Origin of the sequence: Cellulophaga sp. L1A9, assembly GCF_009797025.1 — a bacterium.
In the GTDB taxonomy this organism is placed as follows: Bacteria; Bacteroidota; Bacteroidia; order Flavobacteriales; family Flavobacteriaceae; genus Cellulophaga.
This window is the reverse complement of sequence record NZ_CP047027.1, coordinates 1962721-1980576: the sequence shown is the minus strand read 5'-3', so window position 1 is coordinate 1980576 and position 17856 is coordinate 1962721. Positions and strand designations below refer to the sequence as shown.

Sequence of the window (17856 nt, the reverse complement as noted above, 5' to 3'; positions counted from 1 at the left end):
TTGCGCAAAATTTTAGGAAGTCAATTTTCGAAATATTTATAATGAATATAGCATCAAAATATATTACTAGAACAGCTTTATTAATTATCCTTACGTTCTCATTACAAGGGTTTTCCATGTCTGATCCAGAAAAGGAAGCACATGTGGAGGCTGCAGAAGGTAAGATAAATACTAAAGAAAGTATTGAGAACTATATTGCGCATCACCTTAAGGATGCTCATGATTTTCACTTGTATTCGTATACAACAGATGCTGGAGAAACAAAACACATTGGCTTTCCACTACCTGTAATCTTATGGTCTAGTAATGGACTAGTTACTTTTATGTCATCAGAATTTCATCATGATGATAACGGTCAAGTTATCGTAAATCGTGGTGGTTCTAAATTCACAAAATTACATAGTGTAATATACGAGTTAGACGCTAATGCAACTGCAATTAGCTTCGATGAACACCATCACCCAGAAAATGCACATAAACCATTAGACTTCTCAATCACTAAAAGTGTATTCGGAATGTTATTTGCTGGATTGTTAATGATTTTAGGGTTTAGAGCTTTAGCTAGCGGTTATAAGAAGAGCCCAATCCCAACAGGATTTGCTCGTGTATTAGAGCCGTTGGTATTATATGTACGTGACGAAATAGCAAGACCAAACATTGGCGAGAAGCATTACCGAAAGTTTATGGGCTTCTTATTGACCGTATTTTTCTTTATTTGGATTTTGAACTTACTAGGGTTAACGCCTTTAGGTTTTAACGTAACAGGACAAATTGCGGTAACGGTGTGTTTGGCCTTATTTACATTTTTAATCATTCAATTTAACGGAAATAAAGATTACTGGAAGCATATTTTTTGGATGCCTGGAGTTCCTGTACTTATGAAAATAGCGCTAATCCCTGTTGAGATATTAGGGATGTTAACAAAGCCATTCTCCTTATTTGTACGTTTATTTGCAAACATTACAGCAGGCCACTCAGTAGTCATGGGTATTGCAGCATTGATGATCTTATTAAAAGCACAATTTGGTACCGTTGGTGCTACAGGAATATCTGTACTATTAACCTTATTTTTAACTGTAATAGAACTATTAGTTGCCTTTTTACAAGCCTATATTTTCACCATGTTATCGTCATTATTTATTGGTATGGCTGTTGCAGAACATGATCATGCGCATGAACATGATGCTCAAGGTCATAAAATTGAAGATGCAGAAGATGTAAGAGGCGATTTTATTTAACGAGAGTTTATTTTTTAATTTTAATATAAATCAATTTAGTATGTACAATTTAATTGGAGCAGGATTAATCGTAATCGGTGGTGGTATCGGTTTAGGTATGATTGGTGGTAAAGCAATGGAAGGTATTGCTCGTCAACCTGAAGCAGCTGGTAAAATCCAAACTGCGATGATCATTATCGGAGCATTATTAGAAGGTTTAGCATTCGGTGCTTTACTTTTAGGAAATTAATAATTCCCGATCAAAGCAAATTGAAGCACAGTAGTAACGGTTGGTTGCTATTGTGCTTTAAAAAATAAACTAATAAAAAACACAGAATAACATCGTATGGATATTTTTAATGATTTTCCGGTAGGCTTATTTTTCATGCAAACATTTATCTTATTAATCTTAATTGCATTAATGGTGAAATTTGCTTGGAAACCAATTTTAAATTCTTTGAACGAAAGAGAAACTGGTATTGCTGATGCACTTGCTGCAGCGGAAAACGCAAAAAAAGAAATGCAGAATATCACTGCTGATAGTGAGCGTTTATTACAAGAAGCTCGTGCTGAAAGAGAATCAATGATTAAAGAGGCGCGTGAAATAAAAGATAAAATGTTAGCTGACGCTAAAGGTCAGGCAAAAGCAGAAGGTGATAAAATGCTAGCACATGCTCAAGAAGCGATTCAGAGTGAGAAAAAAGCAGCTGTTGCAGATATTAAAAATCAAGTAGCTTCTTTATCTTTAGAGATTGCAGAAAAGGTTATTAAAGAACAACTAGCTAACAAAGACAAGCAATTACAATTGGTTGAGAATATGTTAGGTGACATCAAATTAAACTAGAAGCATGAGCGAATCTAGAGCAGCAGTACGTTACGCAAAAGCTACCTTAGACCAGGCTATTGAAAATAAAGCCTTAGACGCTATGGAAGTTGACATGCGTTCCATAGCTGAAACCATAAGCGCAAGCAAGGAATTATCAGATGCATTGAGCAGCCCAGTTGTAAAAAGTTCAGATAAAAAGAATATCTTATTGGCTATTTTCAAAGAGGCTAATGAAATTACAAAAGGTCTTATTGGTGTTTTAATAACCAATAAAAGAATTGCATTATTAAACGAAGTTGCTTTAAAGTATCTTATTCTTAACGAAGATTTAAAAGGGCAAGGTGTTGCATTTGTAACCACCGCTGTTGCTTTAACAGCTGACTTAGAAAAAAAGATACTTGATAAAGTTGTAGAATTAACTGGAAAAAAGGTCGTAGTAAAAAATACTATCGATGAAAAAATTCTAGGAGGTTTTGTATTAAGAGTTGGAGATTTACAATACGATGCAAGCATCGCAAGTAAATTAGGAAATTTAAAAAGAGAATTTACAAACAGTTTATAATTATAATAACGTAGTTGCAGGTGTAACTTTGCGCTACAACTTATATCTTAAATAACATGGCAGGAGTAAAAGCCGCTGAAGTATCAGCAATATTAAAACAGCAATTATCAGGATTTGAAGCGACAGCCTCTTTAGACGAAGTAGGTACAGTTTTACAAATTGGTGATGGTATTGCAAGAGTTTACGGATTATCTAACGTACAATATGGTGAGTTAGTTGAATTTGAAGGCGGATTGCAAGGTATCGTTCTTAACTTAGAAGAAGACAACGTTGGTGTTGTACTTTTAAGTCCTTCTAGAGATATCAAAGAAGGTACGGTTGTTAAAAGAACTCAAACTATTGCTTCTATCGAAGTTGGTGAAGGTATTGTTGGTCGTGTTGTAAATACATTAGGGAAACCAATTGATGGTAAAGGTGCCATTGCTGGTGAACTATACAAATTACCTTTAGAGCGTAAAGCTCCTGGTGTAATTTACCGTCAGCCAGTTACAGAGCCATTACAAACCGGTATTAAAGCAATTGATGCTATGATTCCTGTAGGTAGAGGGCAACGTGAATTGGTTATTGGTGACCGTCAAACTGGTAAGACTACCGTTTGTATTGATGCCATCTTAAATCAAAAAGAATTTTACGATGCTGGGAAACCAGTATATTGTATATATGTTGCTATAGGGCAAAAAGCATCTACAGTAGCAAACATTGCACAAACACTAGAAGACAACGGAGCTCTAGCATATACAACTATTGTAGCTGCTAACGCATCTGATCCTGCTTCTATGCAAGTATATGCACCATTTGCAGGAGCTGCCATTGGTGAGTATTTTAGAGATACAGGTAGACCAGCTTTAATTATCTATGATGATTTATCTAAACAAGCAGTTGCCTATAGAGAGATTTCTCTTTTATTAAGAAGACCACCAGGACGTGAAGCGTACCCAGGTGATGTTTTCTACCTTCACTCTCGTTTGTTAGAGCGTTCTGCAAAAATCATCGCGAATGATGCTATTGCAAAAGACATGAACGACTTACCAGATGCGTTAAAACCAATTGTAAAAGGTGGTGGTTCATTAACGGCATTACCAATTATTGAAACACAAGCGGGTGATGTTTCTGCGTATATCCCAACAAACGTAATTTCAATTACGGATGGTCAGATATTCTTAGAGCAAGATTTATTCAACCAAGGGGTACGTCCAGCAATTAACGTAGGTATTTCTGTATCTCGTGTTGGTGGTAACGCTCAGATTAAATCAATGAAAAAAGTAGCCGGTACTTTAAAATTAGATCAAGCACAATTCCGTGAATTGGAAGCATTTGCTAAGTTTGGTTCAGATTTAGATGCTGCTACATTAAACGTTATTGAAAAAGGACGTCGTAATGTTGAAATATTAAAACAAGCACAAAACGATCCTTTTACTGTAGAAGATCAAGTTGCAATTATCTATGCAGGTTCTAAAAACTTGTTAAGAAATGTTCCTGTAAATAAAATTAAAGAATTTGAGCGTGACTATATTGAGTTCTTAAATGCGAAACATAGAGACACTTTAGATACTTTAAAAGCAGGTAAATTAACGGACGAAGTTATTGATGTATTAACTTCTGTTTGTAAAGATTTATCAGCAAAATATATAAAATAATCCCCTCTTTCTTCTCAAAAAGAGAGGAAAAAGGGCAATCATTATTTAACGAATCAATCCCTCTCCATCGGAGAGGTAAGGAGAGGAAAAAATGGCAAACTTAAAAGAAATACGTAATAGAATAGCATCAGTTTCTTCAACGATGCAGATTACCAGTGCCATGAAAATGGTATCTGCTGCAAAATTGAAAAAAGCACAAGATGCTATTACTGCTATGCGCCCCTATTCAGATAAGCTTACTGAACTTTTACAGAGTTTAAGTGCAAGTCTTGAAGGCGATGCTGGTAGTGTCTATGCTCAAAACCGCGAGGTGAATAAAGTTTTAGTGGTATCCATAACTTCAAATAGAGGTTTGTGTGGTGCTTTTAACACCAACGTGATCAAGCAAAGCATGGTTTTAGCCAACCAAACTTACGCTGGAAAACAAGTTGATTTCATGGCTATTGGAAAGAAAGCTAACGATATTCTTAGAAAGAAATATACCGTTATCGAAAACCATAGCAAGGTTTACGATGAATTAAACTTTGACAATGTAGCTCTTATTGCCGAAGAATTAATGGCACTATTCACAAATGGTACTTACGATAAAATCGAAATTGTCTACAACAAGTTCAAGAATGCCGCTACTCAAATCATAATGACTGAGCAATTTTTGCCAATTGTCCCTATTTCTGGAGAAGAAGCTTCTAGTGCAGATTATGTTTATGAACCATCGAAATTTGAAATTGTAGAACAATTAATTCCAAAATCACTAAAAACACAATTATACAAAGGGATTAGAGATTCTTTTGCTAGTGAGCACGGAGCGCGTATGACCGCAATGCATAAAGCAACAGATAACGCAACAGAATTAAGAGATCAGTTAAAACTGACATATAACAAAGCAAGACAAGCCGCAATTACTAATGAAATATTAGAAATTGTTGGTGGTGCTGAAGCATTAAGCAATTAATGCGCAAGCTTTAAACAATTAGACGGAACGATAGTGAAGTCAAATTTAATTAATGCGGAAGCTTAAAATAGTTAGACAGTATAACTACACGGGCTAATAGAACTTACAAACACTTTTAGAAAACCTCGCTTTTAGCGGGGTTTTTTTATGCGTAAAAAATAAATATTATGAAATGATGTAACATTTTTAAACCATTGAATCTAAAGGGTAAATAACTAAAAATCTCATGATGAATTTAAAATTACTAGTTGCCCTTTTAGCACTCCATGTAAGCGTAACCTTAAACGCACAAGAATACCCATTTAAAGTAGAAGTATCTGGGAAAGGAAAGCCTCTCTTATTATTCCCAGGATTTACCTGTACAGGAGCCGTTTGGGATGATGTAGTTCAGGACTTGTCTAAAAATTACGAATGCCATGTATTCACCTTTGCGGGATTCGGTAATGTACCCGCTATTGAAGCTCCTTGGTTCTCAGAAATAAAGAATGGCGTATCAACATATATTACAGCTAAGAAACTAAAAGACCCCATAGCAATAGGACATAGTCTTGGTGGCACTTTAGCACTTTGGATGGCTTCTGAAAAAACACAATTTTCCAAAGTAATCTTAATCGATGCATTAGCTTCTACAGGAGCATTAATGATGCCTAATTTTAAAAGTGAATACATAAGCTATGACAATCCCTACAACACACAACTCTTAAAAATGGAATCCGAAGAATTTGAAAAGATGGCTATGCAAATGGCACAAGGCATGACATTGCACGCCACTAAAAGACAACAAATTATAGATTGGATGGTGCAAGCAGATAGAACTACCTATGTAAATAGCTACACGGATTTATTGAAACTAGATCTAAGGGACACGATTGCCACAGTAAAAACCCCAATAACTATTTTAGCAGCAACACAACCCTACGGGGAAGAAACCGTTAAGAAAACATATGAAGAACAATATAAAAACCTAAAGGACTATACCCTTAAATTCGCAGGTAAGTCTGCACATTTTATTATGTTTGACCAGCCCCAATGGCTATTAAAGGAAATTAGATTGGCATTATAATCCCGTATGACGCATTTAGAAGCCCATTTTAAAGCTATTTACCACGAAAACCATCCAAAGGTATACAGAATGTGTATGGGTTACGCCTCGGGTGATCATATGCTCGCTAGTGATTTTGCCCAAGAAGTATTTATTAAAGTTTGGGAACATCTTCCGTCCTTCCGAAATGATGCTTCAATTTCTACTTGGATTTACAGAATAACGGTGAATACCTGCCTGGTAAGTTTGAGAAAAAAAAGAAGCATTCCGCTATCAAAAATAATGAGCACGGATGAAGTAAGAACACCAGAAAACGAAACACATAACACCGAAAATAACTTTAAAGCACTATACCATTGTATCGATCTACTTAGTAAAGACAATAAGAGCATCATCTTATTAGAACTAGAGGGAATTCCACAAAAGGAAATTGCAAGTATCATGGGCATAAGTCACGAGGCTATCCGAATCCGGGTTCACAGAATAAAGAATGAATTAACTAAATGTGTACAAAAATGACAGCATTTGAAGATCTAAAAACACAATGGGGAAAGCAAGAAATAAAAGCCCCCCCTAAGGAAGGGTATAAAGCCATCCTAGAAAAGGTGAGCTCCATTAAGAAAAAGCAAAAAATAACTAATGTAATATTAGCGATTACAGTAGGTATTCTTTTAGCCTTCTTTATGTATATAGCAGCATATAACCATAGTATGACCGCATTTGGACTGGCTGTGATGATCACGGCATTAGTGATAAGAATACTATTAGAGGTGCTAAGCACAAAAAAACTAAATATGTTAGAATTAGATGCAGAGGCAAGTCTATACAAGAAAAATGTAAACTTGTATTATCAAGAGCGTAAAACAATACATTTTATATGGACTCCAGTTTTGATCCTAGCATATATATTAGGCTTTGTTCTCTTATTGCCATCTTTTAAAGAAAATTTATCTTACGGATTTTTTCTTTATATTATTATTTCATTTCCCATCATTATGATTGTATTAGGCACTTTTATATACCAACAAATAGCAAACGAACTTAACATCATAAAAGAATTGAAACAGTAGTCGATAAAAGAATTTAATACTAAAAACTTAAGTAGCTAGTCCTATTGGCATCACTTTTGAATATATTCGTGTAGTAACATAATTTAAACCATTAAAAATGAAAAACTTAATATACATCTCTTTCATTGCTCTAATTGGACTTGGTAGCTGTGCTTCACAGAAGAAATTACAACAAGAACCTCCTTTTGTTATTGAAGAGCCTACGTGTCAAAAATGGATTGGCGGCAAAGAAGAAAGTGCTACTGGAATAACGGTTATCTTTCCTATCACGCAAATTATGGATGAAAATGTATCTTTTCAACACCTTTATTTTAGGGGACATGTAACGACCGTGAAAAAAGAGATTATAGCCGGCAAACAGTTTGTGAGCGCAAAAATTGAAACCAAAAAAATTCCAAGACCAGATATTATCATGCATGCAGATCCAAGGAAAGAAGTGGGCAACCAACCCCCTCACCTAAAAAAAGAGCCTGTAACTGAATATCCTTATGAATTAAATGACGATGAAGCGGTGCTTTCCTATATCGAAGAGGATGGAAAAAAAGTTAAATACACCAAAATTACCGGAATTAAAGAAAAGCAAGCTTTAATATATTCAAGTAAACCAAGGAACTAACTTTGAAGAGAGCGTTTTAATACCTACTTTTAACGCCTAATTTTTCACAGGTTGAACCCATTTAAAAAACTATTTAAACAGACCTTTGTATATGGCCTAGCTACTGTGCTACCCAGAATGCTTTCGTTTATTTTGGTTCCTTTGTATACCGCTGTTATGCCAGACCCGGCACTATATGGCGAAATATCTGTTATTTTTTCTTATATCGCCATATTCAATGTCTTCCTAGCTTATGGAATGGAAACGTCTTTTTTTAGATTTTTCTACAAAGCAGAAGATAAAGATAAGGTTATTTCCACCTCTCTAATTTCCATACTCGTTTCAACCACTCTATTTTTCATTCTTGCTTTATTTCTAAGAAATTACTTAGCACTATGGAGCGAAATTGATGTAAAATACATTAATTATGCTATTTATATTTTAGCATTAGATGCCTTGGTCATCATTCCATTTTCTTGGTTACGTGCAACAGAAAAATCGTTACATTATGCTTTAATTAAAATTGGAAATGTAGCCGTATATTTAGGGTTGAATGTCCTTTTCTTAATCTACCTTCCTGAGCTTATTGCAAAAAACCCTGAAAGCTCCCTAGCTTGGATGTATAAGCCAGATTTTCAAATCTCCTACATTTTTATATCAAACTTAATAGCAAGTGCTATTACTTTACTATTAATGCTTCAGCTCTATTGGAAAAACAATTATGCTTTTGATAAAGAACTATGGAAGAAGATGATAAAATATGCCTGGCCTATTCTAATAGCGGGTATCGCATTTACCATTAATGAAGTTTTTGATCGTATTTTATTAGAGCGTTTATTGCCAGAAAATATTGCAGCATCTGAAGTTGGAAAATACTCTGCTTGTTACAAGCTAGCGGTATTTATGACCCTTTTTGCTACAGGTTTTAGATTAGGAATAGAACCTTTCTTTTTTAGCCACTCTAATTCCGAAAATCCACAAAAAGCCTATGCCCAAATCACAAATTATTTTGTGATCTTGGGAAGCATCATACTTCTTGGTGTCATTGTATTTTCAGATGTTTTAAAAGAACTAATCATACGAAATGAATCTTATTGGGAAGCAATGCCCGTAGTTCCTTTACTTATTCTTGCCAGTTTTTTCTTAGGCATCTATCACAACTTATCTGTATGGTATAAAGTGACAGACAAAACACGCTATGGGGCATTCATTTCTGTAATAGGAGCAATAATAACATTAGCAATAAATTTTATAGCCATACCTTTTTGGGGATATATGGCATCTGCCATTGCCACAGTAATGGCATATGGAACAATGATGGTCTTATCCTATTGGATTGGAAAAAAACATTATCCAATTCCATATAATATGCGAAAAATTGGATTTTATCTTGGCTTATCTATTCTCTTGTCTATCATATCATTTTATATCTTTGACCGAAATTTAGTAATTGGGATTATCCTATTCATTATTTTTCTAGGATTAGTTTATAAACTTGAAAATGAAAAAATCAGACAAATAATCTCTAATAAAAAATAATAACAACTTATAGTTCACTACAAGATATCGTTACATGGAAATAAAAATAATTAATACCTCCAACCACGAATTACCACATTATGAAACTGGGGCATCTGCAGGTATGGATCTTCGTGCTCATGTACAAAAAGCAATTACCTTGGCACCCCTTGAGCGTACCATCGTAAAAACAGGACTATTCATAGAACTACCCGTTGGTTTTGAAGCTCAAGTGAGACCCAGAAGTGGTTTGGCAGCGAAAAAAGGAGTTACAGTATTAAACGCACCTGGAACAATTGATGCCGACTATAGAGGAGAAATTGGAGTGATTTTAGTAAACCTTTCTAAGGAACCTTTTACCATTGAAAATGGGGAAAGAATTGCGCAATTAGTAATCGCGAAACACGAGCGTGCAGTATGGAAACTCGTAGAAGAATTATCTGAAACAAAAAGAGGTGAAGGTGGTTTTGGTAGTACGGGTGTAAAATAAATAAGACGCTGTTCGTGTAACAAAATTGTAAATAAGACGTTGAATTTTATGGTATTATAATTGCTACCAAGTATAAAACACAATCATTAACTTAGTTGATATATTAAAAACATGAAAATTATTGTTCCCATGGCTGGTCGTGGATCACGATTAAGACCACATAGTTTAACAGTTCCAAAGCCATTAATTCCGGTTGCCGGAAAACCTATTGTACACCGATTAGTTTCTGACATCGTTGGTGTATTAAATCAACCTATAGAAGAAATTGCTTTTATTTTAGGCGATCCAGCATTTTTCGGAGATGATGTGGTAGAGAGTTTAAAAGCATTGGCCGTAGAATTAGGTGCAAAACCAAGTATTTACCGTCAATTAGACCCTAAAGGTACCGGACATGCCATTATGTGTGCGGAACCATCCCTTAGCGGACCAGCTGTTATCGCATATGCAGATACATTAATCCGTGCCGACTTTGATTTAGACAAAGATGCAGATAGTGTTATTTGGACAAAAAGGGTTGAAAACCCATCTGCGTATGGTGTCGTAAACCTAAACGATAAAAATGAAATTATAGAATTAGTTGAAAAACCTGAGACCTTTGTAAGCGATCAGGCCGTAATTGGCATCTATTATTTTAAAGATGTTGCAGTTCTTAAAAAAGAATTACAATATGTATTAGATAACAACATCATCCATGGAGGAGAATATCAGATTAATGATGGTATTAAACGCATGATGGCCAATGGCAAAGTATTCAAAACAGGTGCCGTAACAGAGTGGATGGACTGTGGCAACAAAGCGGTTACGATAGAAACCAACCAACGCATGTTAGGTTTTTTAGAAAAAGATGGCGAACCATTAATAGCTAAATCAGCCAAACTAGAAAACGCAAACATCATTGAACCTTGCTTTATTGGAGAAAATGTAGTCTTAAAAGATTCTACTGTTGGCCCCTTTGTTTCCATTGGAGCTAATACAACAATAGAAAACTCAACTGTTAAGAATAGCTTAATACAAACGAATACTAAGATTTCAAACGCTAACTTAGATAATGCTATGATAGGAAATCATGTTGTATTCAACGGAGATTTTGAGTCGATAAGTATTGGTGATTATTCTGTTTTAGAATAGTCACATTAAAAATAAACAACATTAGCCTTCTCTTGAACACGGAAGGCTAACTTGTACTAAAACATATGAAAAGAAAGTTTTTGCTTGCTTATAGTGTTATGGGGATTTTTATGATCTCTAGCCCAAGTATTGCACAAAAACCAATAGATAGTGATAAAGAAAGTGCTGATCTATATCTAGAAGAATACTCCGATGATTTTCAAGAAAAATTCTTTGAAGGCTTGAAACAAAAAGGCATTGAAAATTACGACAAAGCCATCAATCTATTTTTAGACTGTAAAAATATTGATCCCGAAGCAAAGGCAATAGATCATGAACTTGCGCAAGTATTTCTTGAAACAAAACAATTAGACCTTGCTCAAGAACATGCCATAAATGCAGTAAATAGTGATCCGGAAAATTATTGGTTTTTACAGAGCTTAGTGCGCATTTTACAATTAAGGCATGATGGTATCAACTCTGTAGAATCTCAAATACCGTTTGAAAACCTCTCCCTTAAAAAGAATTTAGCACTCGTGTATTACCAAATACAAAATTACAAAGGTGCCCTTACTATTTTAAATTCATTAGAAACATCTAAATTCACAGAAAACTTGTACGCTAAGATTAGAGCAGGTATAAAGGAGCAAGAAGAAAATAGCGAAACATACAGCTATAGCACTACCGTTTCTAGTGGTACTAGAAACACAGAAAGTGGGTCTATTGAACATTATAAAAATTATATTTCTAATTTAATACGAAATAAAAACTATATCATTCTAGATACCATCTCTAAAGAAGCTTTACAGAATTATCCTGCCCAACCGTACTTCTATTACACTAGAGGCCTAGCTTTAAACCATAAAAAAAAATATAGAGAAGCTATTGCTATATTGGAAGAATCCCTAGATTATATGTTAGATGACATCAGCTTAGCTAACAAAATAAACAAAGAGCTTTCTGTTGCCTACAATGGAATTCATAATGCAGCTAAGGCAAACATGTACCTGAGAAAAATAAAACCTGGATTTTAAAATATAATACGCGTGATAAAAAAAATAATATATAGTTTTCTAATTGTTGCTGTGGTCTCTTGTAAATCTACAAAAGTGGTAACAGGTGGTGCCGTTAATGAAAATTTAAACGCTAAATCCATCATCAAAGCACATTATGCTAATGCGCTAGATTTTAAAACAATTTCCGGCAAAATGAAAATTGATTATGAAGACCAAAACGCTTCACAAGGCTTTAGTGTTAGTCTTCGTATGGAAAAAGACAAAGCCATTTGGATTAGCGCGACTCTTGGACTAGTAAAAGCATATATAACCCCAGAAAGAGTATCGTTCTATAATCGCTTAGACAATACCTATTTTGATGGAGACTTCTCGTATTTAAGTAAGCTACTGGGTACCGATTTAGATTTCGAAAAAGTACAAAGTTTATTATTAGGTCAGGCGATTTTAAATTTGCGAGATGATAAATACGAAACCACTATTGCAGATGAAAATTATCAGCTACAACCAAAAAAAGCTATAGAATTATTTAAAATTCTATTTCAAATAGAACCAAAATATTTTAGAATTAGTAAGGAGCAGATTTCTCAACCAAAGGAAGGGCGCTTGTTACAGATTAATTATACCAATTATCAAGAGATTGATAAAAAAATAATACCAAATGAAATTGCTATTTCCGCGGCTATGGATGGGAATCAAAGTTTAATTGAAATTGAATATAAAAATATTGAATTTGATAGAAAAATAAAATTTCCTTATGATATCCCGAATGGCTTTAAAGAGATTATTTTAGATTAATATGCCTGTAATCAAAACATATCGCCTTCTTTTTGTTTTTTTAGCGCTCCTCTTTTTTGGACTGCAAACGGGTTTTTCACAAACCACCGAGCAGAAAAACCTGGAAGCCAAACGAGAGAGACTTCAAAAAGAAATACGTGAAATAAACCGCCTTCTCTATGCAGAAAAAAAGGAGAAAGGCAATGTTTTGGATCAAATGAATGCGTTGGATAAGAAAATATCTGTTCGTCAACAATTGATACGGGTTACTAATGAACAATCTAATCTACTAAACCGGCAATTAAATGCAAACATTAGAAACATTTCTAAGCTAAAGAATGAACTAACAACGCTCAAGGAAGACTACGCTGTAATGATTCAGAAGTCCTATCAGAACAAATCTAAGCAGAGTAGACTAATGTTCTTGCTTTCGTCAGAAAGCTTCTTTCAGGGCTTTAAAAGGCTTCAGTACATGAAGCAGTATACCAAGTATAGAAAAGAACAAGGCGAACAAATTGTTTCCAAAACAGAAGAGCTAAACACCTTAAATTTAACGCTCATAGAACAGCGTAAAACCAAAGATCATTTAATTGCGGAAAACACAATAGCAAAAAAGGAATTAGAAAAAGAAAAGAAAACTCAAAATGATCTTTTGAGTACGATACGTAAAAACGAGAGTAAGTATACTGCTACGATTAAGCAAAAAGAAAAAGAAGCCCGCAAAATAGACCGACAAATAGAGGGTCTAATAAAAAGCGCTATTGTGAGCTCTAATAAAAAGGCTGGTGTAACCACTAAGTCTGATAAATTTGTATTAACCCCAGAAGCCAAAATTGTTGCCAATAATTTTTCATCTAATAAAGGAAAACTTATTTGGCCTGTTGAAAAAGGAATTAAAAGTATTGGATTTGGTGTGTACAATGATGCCGTTTACCCAGGAATTAAACATCAAAACAACGGAGTAATTATTGCAACCGATCAAGGCGCTAAGGCTAGAGCTATTTTTGAAGGCGAAGTAATTGCTGTAATTAGTGTTCCAGGAGGAAATAAAGGAGTACAAATTAAACATGGTAACTATATTAGTACCTATTACAACCTATCCTCTGTGTATGTAAAAAAGGGAGATACCATAAAAGCGAAAGCTGAATTAGGGGAAGTATTTACCAATACCGGAAATAAACAAACCTTATTAAAATTCTATTTATACCAAGATACTTCGCGACTTAATCCTGAAGAATGGATCTATAAGCTTTAATTCTGGAGCATAAAAAAACCTCAACAATTGAGGTTTTTATTTTATTTAGTAGGCTCGTCTGCTAAAAATAATGCTTTAAGCTCCGTAGCATCATGCGGTTTCATTTTACCCGCCAACACTAAACTTAGCTGTTTTCTTCGCAATGCAGCTGCAAAACGCTCCTTTTCTAAGTCAGTTTCAGGAAGTAATTGCGGCACCTCTGTTGGCTTTCCAGTATCATCTACAGCAACAAATGTATAAATAGCATCATTAGCTTTAGATCTAGTCCCAGTAAAACGATCTTCCATCCATACATCTATATACACCTCCATGGATGTTCTAAACGCCCTAGAAACCGCAGCTTCTACAGTTAGAACACTACCTAATGGCACGGATTGATTAAAAGCAACGTTATTTACAGATGCGGTTACCGTTATTCTTCGACTATGACGTCTTGCGGCAATACTTGCTGCACGATCCATTCTAGCCAATAACTCGCCACCAAATAGATTATTTAAAGGGTTAGTTTCGCTAGGCAAAACTAAATCGGTTAAAATTGTTCTAGATTCACGAGGAGTCTTAGGCGTCATATCTTAATTTTTTTGGGTGAAGATACGTTCTTTAAATCATCAATAGAAATAGAAAGAAAGTTATTCTTGAAAGAGCCAAGCATCACTAGATTCAGTCTTCTTTATCTTTCTTAAATAGTTGATTGCATCGTTAGGCTCAGAAAAACTATCAAAAGCTACCACATGAAAACCAAATTTATTCACACCAATATAATCAGCGTTATATCCTTTAGCCTTTAGCTGTGCTATTTTTTTGTCTGCATTTTCTCTTACCTTAAATGCACCTGCCACAATATGATATTTTACAGTATTCATTGGGCTTTTAAGTGATGCATGTAAATTTACCACAGGCAATTCTAACGGTGAGGCATCAAAAAAAGTAGCCTCTTCTATTCTTTTAGAAACTTGCTTCTGTGCGTCTTGTTGCGCTAGCTGATCTATATTTTGATTTTCTTTATAAAAACGCAAACCAGAAACACCTAATGAAACCGCAAAAAACAAAACTGCAGCATATTTTAAATAAGGTCTAAAAGAATGTTTAGCTCTTTGTTCCGGAGTGATGATAAACGGAATATCTTCTTCAAGTTTTTCTACCTCTTGCTTTAAAACTTCTCTTGTAATTTTTCCAGAAACACAAGATGATAAGCCAAATGAGGTAGTTAAGAAGTTCACTTTTTCAAAAGGTTCAAATTGAATTTTACCTTCTTTGTTTAACCAAAGCTTACCAATATTCCCTAAAAAAAGACGTTCGCCTCTCTGTAACTGAGTTTTCCAATTTTTCCCAATAGTAGCTAACTCTGTTAGCATACTTTCGTAAGATGCTTTTTCTATGTCTGCAACGTAAGAAACTAATAAACCATCATTAGATGTAAGTAGTTCGTTAAACGAAATAAACTTAGAAGGCGGGTAAAATGTATGGGTATCTTCTTCAATAAAAGCAGATCTAGTCTGACTTAAAAAAGCTCCAAACTCAGGTACTATTACGCAATTGTACCTGTAAAGTAATTCCTCAATATGGTGTTCTAATCTCATCACGGCAAAGATTGTAAAAATTAAGGCGGTAGAAAACCCCTAACATTACTTTTTATTAACATTTTAATTGATGTACCTTGTAAACCTATAAATATACTTTACAAATGACTGATAGTGAGCTAATTTCATTATTAAAATTACAGCGAATTCCTAATATTGGTGACGTAACCGCAAAAAAATTGATTTCACATTGTGGCAATCCGAGTGCTGTTTTTGAAGAAAAAAATCAAAACTTATTAAAAATTGATGGAATTGGCACGCACACTATCAGACACTTAAACGATAAAACGCACCAAGAAAATGCTGAAGCCGAATTTTCTTTTATAAAAAGAGAAAATATCAATCCAATTTACTTTCAAGAGCAAAACTATCCTAATTATCTAAAACATTGTATTGATAGCCCCATTCTACTTTTTGAAAAAGGCAACATAAATTTAGAGGATAGAAAAATCATTGGCATTGTTGGTACTAGAAATATTACAAGCTACGGTACATCATTTTGCGAAAAGCTTATAGAAGATTTAGCACCTTTAAACCCTATTATTGTAAGTGGCTTTGCGTATGGTGTAGATATCTGTGTTCAAAGAGCCGCTATTAAACATGGCTTACAGACGATTGGTTGTTTAGCCCACGGTCTAAATCAAATATATCCAAAAGTACACGCCAAGTATATTCCAGAGGTAGAAAAAAATGGTGGTTTCTATACCGAGTTTTGGTCTACAAGCAATCCTGAGCGAGAAAATTTTTTGAAAAGAAATCGTATAGTGGCCGGTATGAGTGAAGCAACTATAGTCATTGAGTCTGCAGAAAAAGGAGGAAGTCTGGTTACCGCCGATATTGCACACAGTTACAACCGCGATGTGTTTGCCGTTCCAGGGCGTGCTGGCGACAAATACAGTACGGGTTGCAATACACTAATTAAACAACAAAAAGCACAAATGCTTACCTCAGCAGCAGATTTAATCTATAATCTAGGCTGGGAGCTAAAAGATAAAAGAGCGAAAACTGTTCAGAAACAATTATTTGTTGACTTGGATGAAACAGAACAAGCGATACACAGTTACTTATTAAAAGAAGGGAAGCAGGTATTAGACCTTATTGCCTTAACCTGTAACCTCCCTATTTTCAAAGCCTCTTCTACCCTATTAAACATGGAAATGAAAGGTGTGATTAGACCGCTACCCGGTAAGCTGTTTGAAGCACTATAACCAAAGAATAATCAGCACCAGAAATAAAAAGCACGCATATAAAAATGAGCTTAGAAGAAATAATAGACCAAATATACCCATTGCCAGAGCCCTCTAAAAAGCAATTAATGGCTATTTTCGAGGAAGAATCACACCCTAAATCTCATATTTTAATAAGAGCGCAAAAAATAGAGCCTAAACTTTATTTTATGAAAAAAGGAATAGTCCGTGGCTATTCAGAGTTTGAAGCGGGCGCTATTACCTTTTGGTTCGGAAAAGAAGGAAATCCTATACTTTCTATGAAAAGCTACGTAGAAAATAAAAGGGGATATGAAAATATAGAACTTTTAGAACCAAGCACCGTATACAGCGCAGAAAGCAAAATCCTTAAATTATTATTTCAAAAAGATATTGCTATCGCAAATTGGGGAAGAATATTGGCAGAACAAGAACTTATAAAAACAGAAGAAAGACTCATATCAAGACAATTAAGATCAGCTACAGAACGCTACCAAGAATTAATCATTACTGAACCAGATCTCATTAAAAGAGTCCCTCTAAATCATATCGCCTCCTATTTGGGTATCACCCAAGTTAGTTTAAGTAGAATTAGAGCTTCATTAAAATAAATCGTTTTTTATCATATGTTAAGTATTAACCCAATCATTCTATAGAATTTTGCAAAAAAATAAATACGATGAATTGGATTTTACTAGTCATAGCAGGCCTATTCGAAATAGCCTTTGCCTTCTGTTTAGGAAAAACAAAAGATACTACAGGAGCAGAAATGTATTGGTGGTACGTGGGCTTTTTAATTTGTTCTACAACCAGCTTTCTATTACTTATCTACAGCATACGTAGTTTACCTATAGGAACTGCTTATGCTGTATGGACTGGAATAGGAGCCGTAGGAACTGTACTTCTAGGGATACTGGTATTTAAGGAACCTGCCAATTTTTGGAGGATTTTCTTTATTTCAACCCTTATTATATCAATTATTGGCCTAAAGGCTGTAGCAAAATAAAACT

At 34.6% G+C, this 17856-nt stretch carries 21 protein-coding genes; 19 read left to right on the top strand and 2 right to left on the bottom strand.

The window, feature by feature from the left end:
- Positions 1-41 precede the first annotated feature (41 nt).
- The 16 genes from atpB (at position 42) to GQR94_RS08455 (ending at position 14061) form a co-directional block, all read left to right on the top strand.
- Positions 42-1238, top strand: a complete 1197-nt coding sequence (gene atpB / locus GQR94_RS08530; RefSeq protein ID WP_158975094.1) for a F0F1 ATP synthase subunit A — start codon at positions 42-44, stop codon at positions 1236-1238.
- Between the two features lie 40 nt (positions 1239-1278).
- Complete coding sequence (gene atpE, locus GQR94_RS08525) at positions 1279-1467, top strand: ATP synthase F0 subunit C (protein ID WP_158975093.1); 189 nt, start codon at positions 1279-1281, stop codon at positions 1465-1467.
- A 96-nt stretch (positions 1468-1563) separates the two neighbouring features.
- Entirely contained in the window at positions 1564-2061 is a 498-nt protein-coding gene (locus GQR94_RS08520) for a F0F1 ATP synthase subunit B (RefSeq protein WP_013550334.1), read from the top strand.
- A gap of 4 nt (positions 2062-2065) precedes the next feature.
- Complete coding sequence (atpH, locus tag GQR94_RS08515) at positions 2066-2605, top strand: ATP synthase F1 subunit delta (protein WP_158975092.1); 540 nt, start codon at positions 2066-2068, stop codon at positions 2603-2605.
- A 56-nt stretch (positions 2606-2661) separates the two neighbouring features.
- The gene (gene atpA, locus GQR94_RS08510) at positions 2662-4242 is read left to right on the top strand and encodes a F0F1 ATP synthase subunit alpha (protein ID WP_158975091.1); all 1581 of its coding nucleotides are present in this window, start codon (positions 2662-2664) and stop codon (positions 4240-4242) included.
- A 91-nt stretch (positions 4243-4333) separates the two neighbouring features.
- Positions 4334-5194, top strand: coding sequence for an ATP synthase F1 subunit gamma (gene atpG, locus GQR94_RS08505; RefSeq protein ID WP_158975090.1), 861 nt, complete (start codon positions 4334-4336; stop codon positions 5192-5194).
- Between the two features lie 226 nt (positions 5195-5420).
- On the top strand, positions 5421-6257 hold the full coding sequence (locus GQR94_RS08500; RefSeq protein ID WP_233268661.1) for an alpha/beta fold hydrolase: 837 nt from the start codon (positions 5421-5423) through the stop codon (positions 6255-6257).
- A 6-nt stretch (positions 6258-6263) separates the two neighbouring features.
- Positions 6264-6755, top strand: a complete 492-nt coding sequence (locus GQR94_RS08495; RefSeq protein ID WP_158975089.1) for an RNA polymerase sigma factor — start codon at positions 6264-6266, stop codon at positions 6753-6755.
- Complete coding sequence (locus GQR94_RS08490) at positions 6752-7306, top strand: hypothetical protein (RefSeq protein ID WP_158975088.1); 555 nt, start codon at positions 6752-6754, stop codon at positions 7304-7306. Before GQR94_RS08495 ends, GQR94_RS08490 begins: the two co-directional genes overlap by 4 nt.
- A 97-nt stretch (positions 7307-7403) precedes the next feature.
- Positions 7404-7922, top strand: a complete 519-nt coding sequence (locus GQR94_RS08485; RefSeq protein WP_158975087.1) for a hypothetical protein — start codon at positions 7404-7406, stop codon at positions 7920-7922.
- A gap of 51 nt (positions 7923-7973) precedes the next feature.
- On the top strand, positions 7974-9440 hold the full coding sequence (locus GQR94_RS08480; RefSeq protein ID WP_158975086.1) for a lipopolysaccharide biosynthesis protein: 1467 nt from the start codon (positions 7974-7976) through the stop codon (positions 9438-9440).
- A 34-nt stretch (positions 9441-9474) separates the two neighbouring features.
- Entirely contained in the window at positions 9475-9909 is a 435-nt protein-coding gene (gene dut, locus GQR94_RS08475) for a dUTP diphosphatase (protein WP_158975085.1), read from the top strand.
- A gap of 111 nt (positions 9910-10020) precedes the next feature.
- Positions 10021-11037, top strand: coding sequence for a sugar phosphate nucleotidyltransferase (locus GQR94_RS08470; RefSeq protein ID WP_158975084.1), 1017 nt, complete (start codon positions 10021-10023; stop codon positions 11035-11037).
- 65 nt (positions 11038-11102) lie between these two features.
- Positions 11103-12050, top strand: coding sequence for a lipopolysaccharide assembly protein LapB (locus GQR94_RS08465; protein WP_158975083.1), 948 nt, complete (start codon positions 11103-11105; stop codon positions 12048-12050).
- Positions 12051-12062: 12 nt separating this feature from the next.
- A complete protein-coding gene (locus GQR94_RS08460; RefSeq protein WP_370458285.1) occupies positions 12063-12827 on the top strand; it encodes a DUF4292 domain-containing protein in 765 nt (254 codons plus the stop codon).
- 1 nt (position 12828) lies between these two features.
- Positions 12829-14061 (top strand): murein hydrolase activator EnvC, encoded by a 1233-nt coding sequence (locus GQR94_RS08455; protein ID WP_158975082.1) that lies wholly within the window; start codon positions 12829-12831, stop codon positions 14059-14061.
- Positions 14062-14102: 41 nt separating this feature from the next.
- Here the strand turns inward: GQR94_RS08455 and GQR94_RS08450 are convergent, their stop codons facing one another.
- Both GQR94_RS08450 and GQR94_RS08445 read right to left on the bottom strand, forming a co-directional pair.
- Complete coding sequence (locus tag GQR94_RS08450) at positions 14103-14630, bottom strand: acyl-CoA thioesterase (protein WP_158975081.1); 528 nt, start codon at positions 14628-14630, stop codon at positions 14103-14105.
- A 60-nt stretch (positions 14631-14690) separates the two neighbouring features.
- Positions 14691-15641 (bottom strand): SPOR domain-containing protein, encoded by a 951-nt coding sequence (locus GQR94_RS08445; RefSeq protein ID WP_158975080.1) that lies wholly within the window; start codon positions 15639-15641, stop codon positions 14691-14693.
- Positions 15642-15745: 104 nt separating this feature from the next.
- On the opposite strand from GQR94_RS08445, the gene dprA reads away from it, so the two are divergent.
- From dprA to GQR94_RS08430, 3 genes are all read left to right on the top strand, one after another.
- The gene (gene dprA / locus GQR94_RS08440; protein WP_158975079.1) at positions 15746-16849 is read left to right on the top strand and encodes a DNA-processing protein DprA; all 1104 of its coding nucleotides are present in this window, start codon (positions 15746-15748) and stop codon (positions 16847-16849) included.
- A 44-nt stretch (positions 16850-16893) separates the two neighbouring features.
- Positions 16894-17457, top strand: a complete 564-nt coding sequence (locus GQR94_RS08435; RefSeq protein WP_158975078.1) for a Crp/Fnr family transcriptional regulator — start codon at positions 16894-16896, stop codon at positions 17455-17457.
- Positions 17458-17525: 68 nt separating this feature from the next.
- Positions 17526-17852, top strand: coding sequence for a multidrug efflux SMR transporter (locus tag GQR94_RS08430; protein WP_158975077.1), 327 nt, complete (start codon positions 17526-17528; stop codon positions 17850-17852).
- Positions 17853-17856 lie beyond the last annotated feature (4 nt).

Coding starts and splice junctions, on each gene's coding strand:
- GQR94_RS08430 (WP_158975077.1), top strand. CDS start 17,526: ATGAATTGGATTTTACTAGTCATAGCAGGCCTATTCGAAATAGCCTTT.
- GQR94_RS08450 (WP_158975081.1), bottom strand. CDS start 14,630: ATGACGCCTAAGACTCCTCGTGAATCTAGAACAATTTTAACCGATTTA.
- GQR94_RS08455 (WP_158975082.1), top strand. CDS start 12,829: ATGCCTGTAATCAAAACATATCGCCTTCTTTTTGTTTTTTTAGCGCTC.
- GQR94_RS08445 (WP_158975080.1), bottom strand. CDS start 15,641: ATGAGATTAGAACACCATATTGAGGAATTACTTTACAGGTACAATTGC.
- dprA (WP_158975079.1), top strand. CDS start 15,746: ATGACTGATAGTGAGCTAATTTCATTATTAAAATTACAGCGAATTCCT.
- GQR94_RS08490 (WP_158975088.1), top strand. CDS start 6,752: ATGACAGCATTTGAAGATCTAAAAACACAATGGGGAAAGCAAGAAATA.
- GQR94_RS08495 (WP_158975089.1), top strand. CDS start 6,264: ATGACGCATTTAGAAGCCCATTTTAAAGCTATTTACCACGAAAACCAT.
- GQR94_RS08435 (WP_158975078.1), top strand. CDS start 16,894: ATGAGCTTAGAAGAAATAATAGACCAAATATACCCATTGCCAGAGCCC.
- GQR94_RS08520 (WP_013550334.1), top strand. CDS start 1,564: ATGGATATTTTTAATGATTTTCCGGTAGGCTTATTTTTCATGCAAACA.
- GQR94_RS08500 (WP_233268661.1), top strand. CDS start 5,421: ATGATGAATTTAAAATTACTAGTTGCCCTTTTAGCACTCCATGTAAGC.
- atpA (WP_158975091.1), top strand. CDS start 2,662: ATGGCAGGAGTAAAAGCCGCTGAAGTATCAGCAATATTAAAACAGCAA.
- GQR94_RS08485 (WP_158975087.1), top strand. CDS start 7,404: ATGAAAAACTTAATATACATCTCTTTCATTGCTCTAATTGGACTTGGT.
- GQR94_RS08470 (WP_158975084.1), top strand. CDS start 10,021: ATGAAAATTATTGTTCCCATGGCTGGTCGTGGATCACGATTAAGACCA.
- GQR94_RS08465 (WP_158975083.1), top strand. CDS start 11,103: ATGAAAAGAAAGTTTTTGCTTGCTTATAGTGTTATGGGGATTTTTATG.
- atpH (WP_158975092.1), top strand. CDS start 2,066: ATGAGCGAATCTAGAGCAGCAGTACGTTACGCAAAAGCTACCTTAGAC.
- atpB (WP_158975094.1), top strand. CDS start 42: ATGAATATAGCATCAAAATATATTACTAGAACAGCTTTATTAATTATC.
- atpG (WP_158975090.1), top strand. CDS start 4,334: ATGGCAAACTTAAAAGAAATACGTAATAGAATAGCATCAGTTTCTTCA.
- atpE (WP_158975093.1), top strand. CDS start 1,279: ATGTACAATTTAATTGGAGCAGGATTAATCGTAATCGGTGGTGGTATC.
- dut (WP_158975085.1), top strand. CDS start 9,475: ATGGAAATAAAAATAATTAATACCTCCAACCACGAATTACCACATTAT.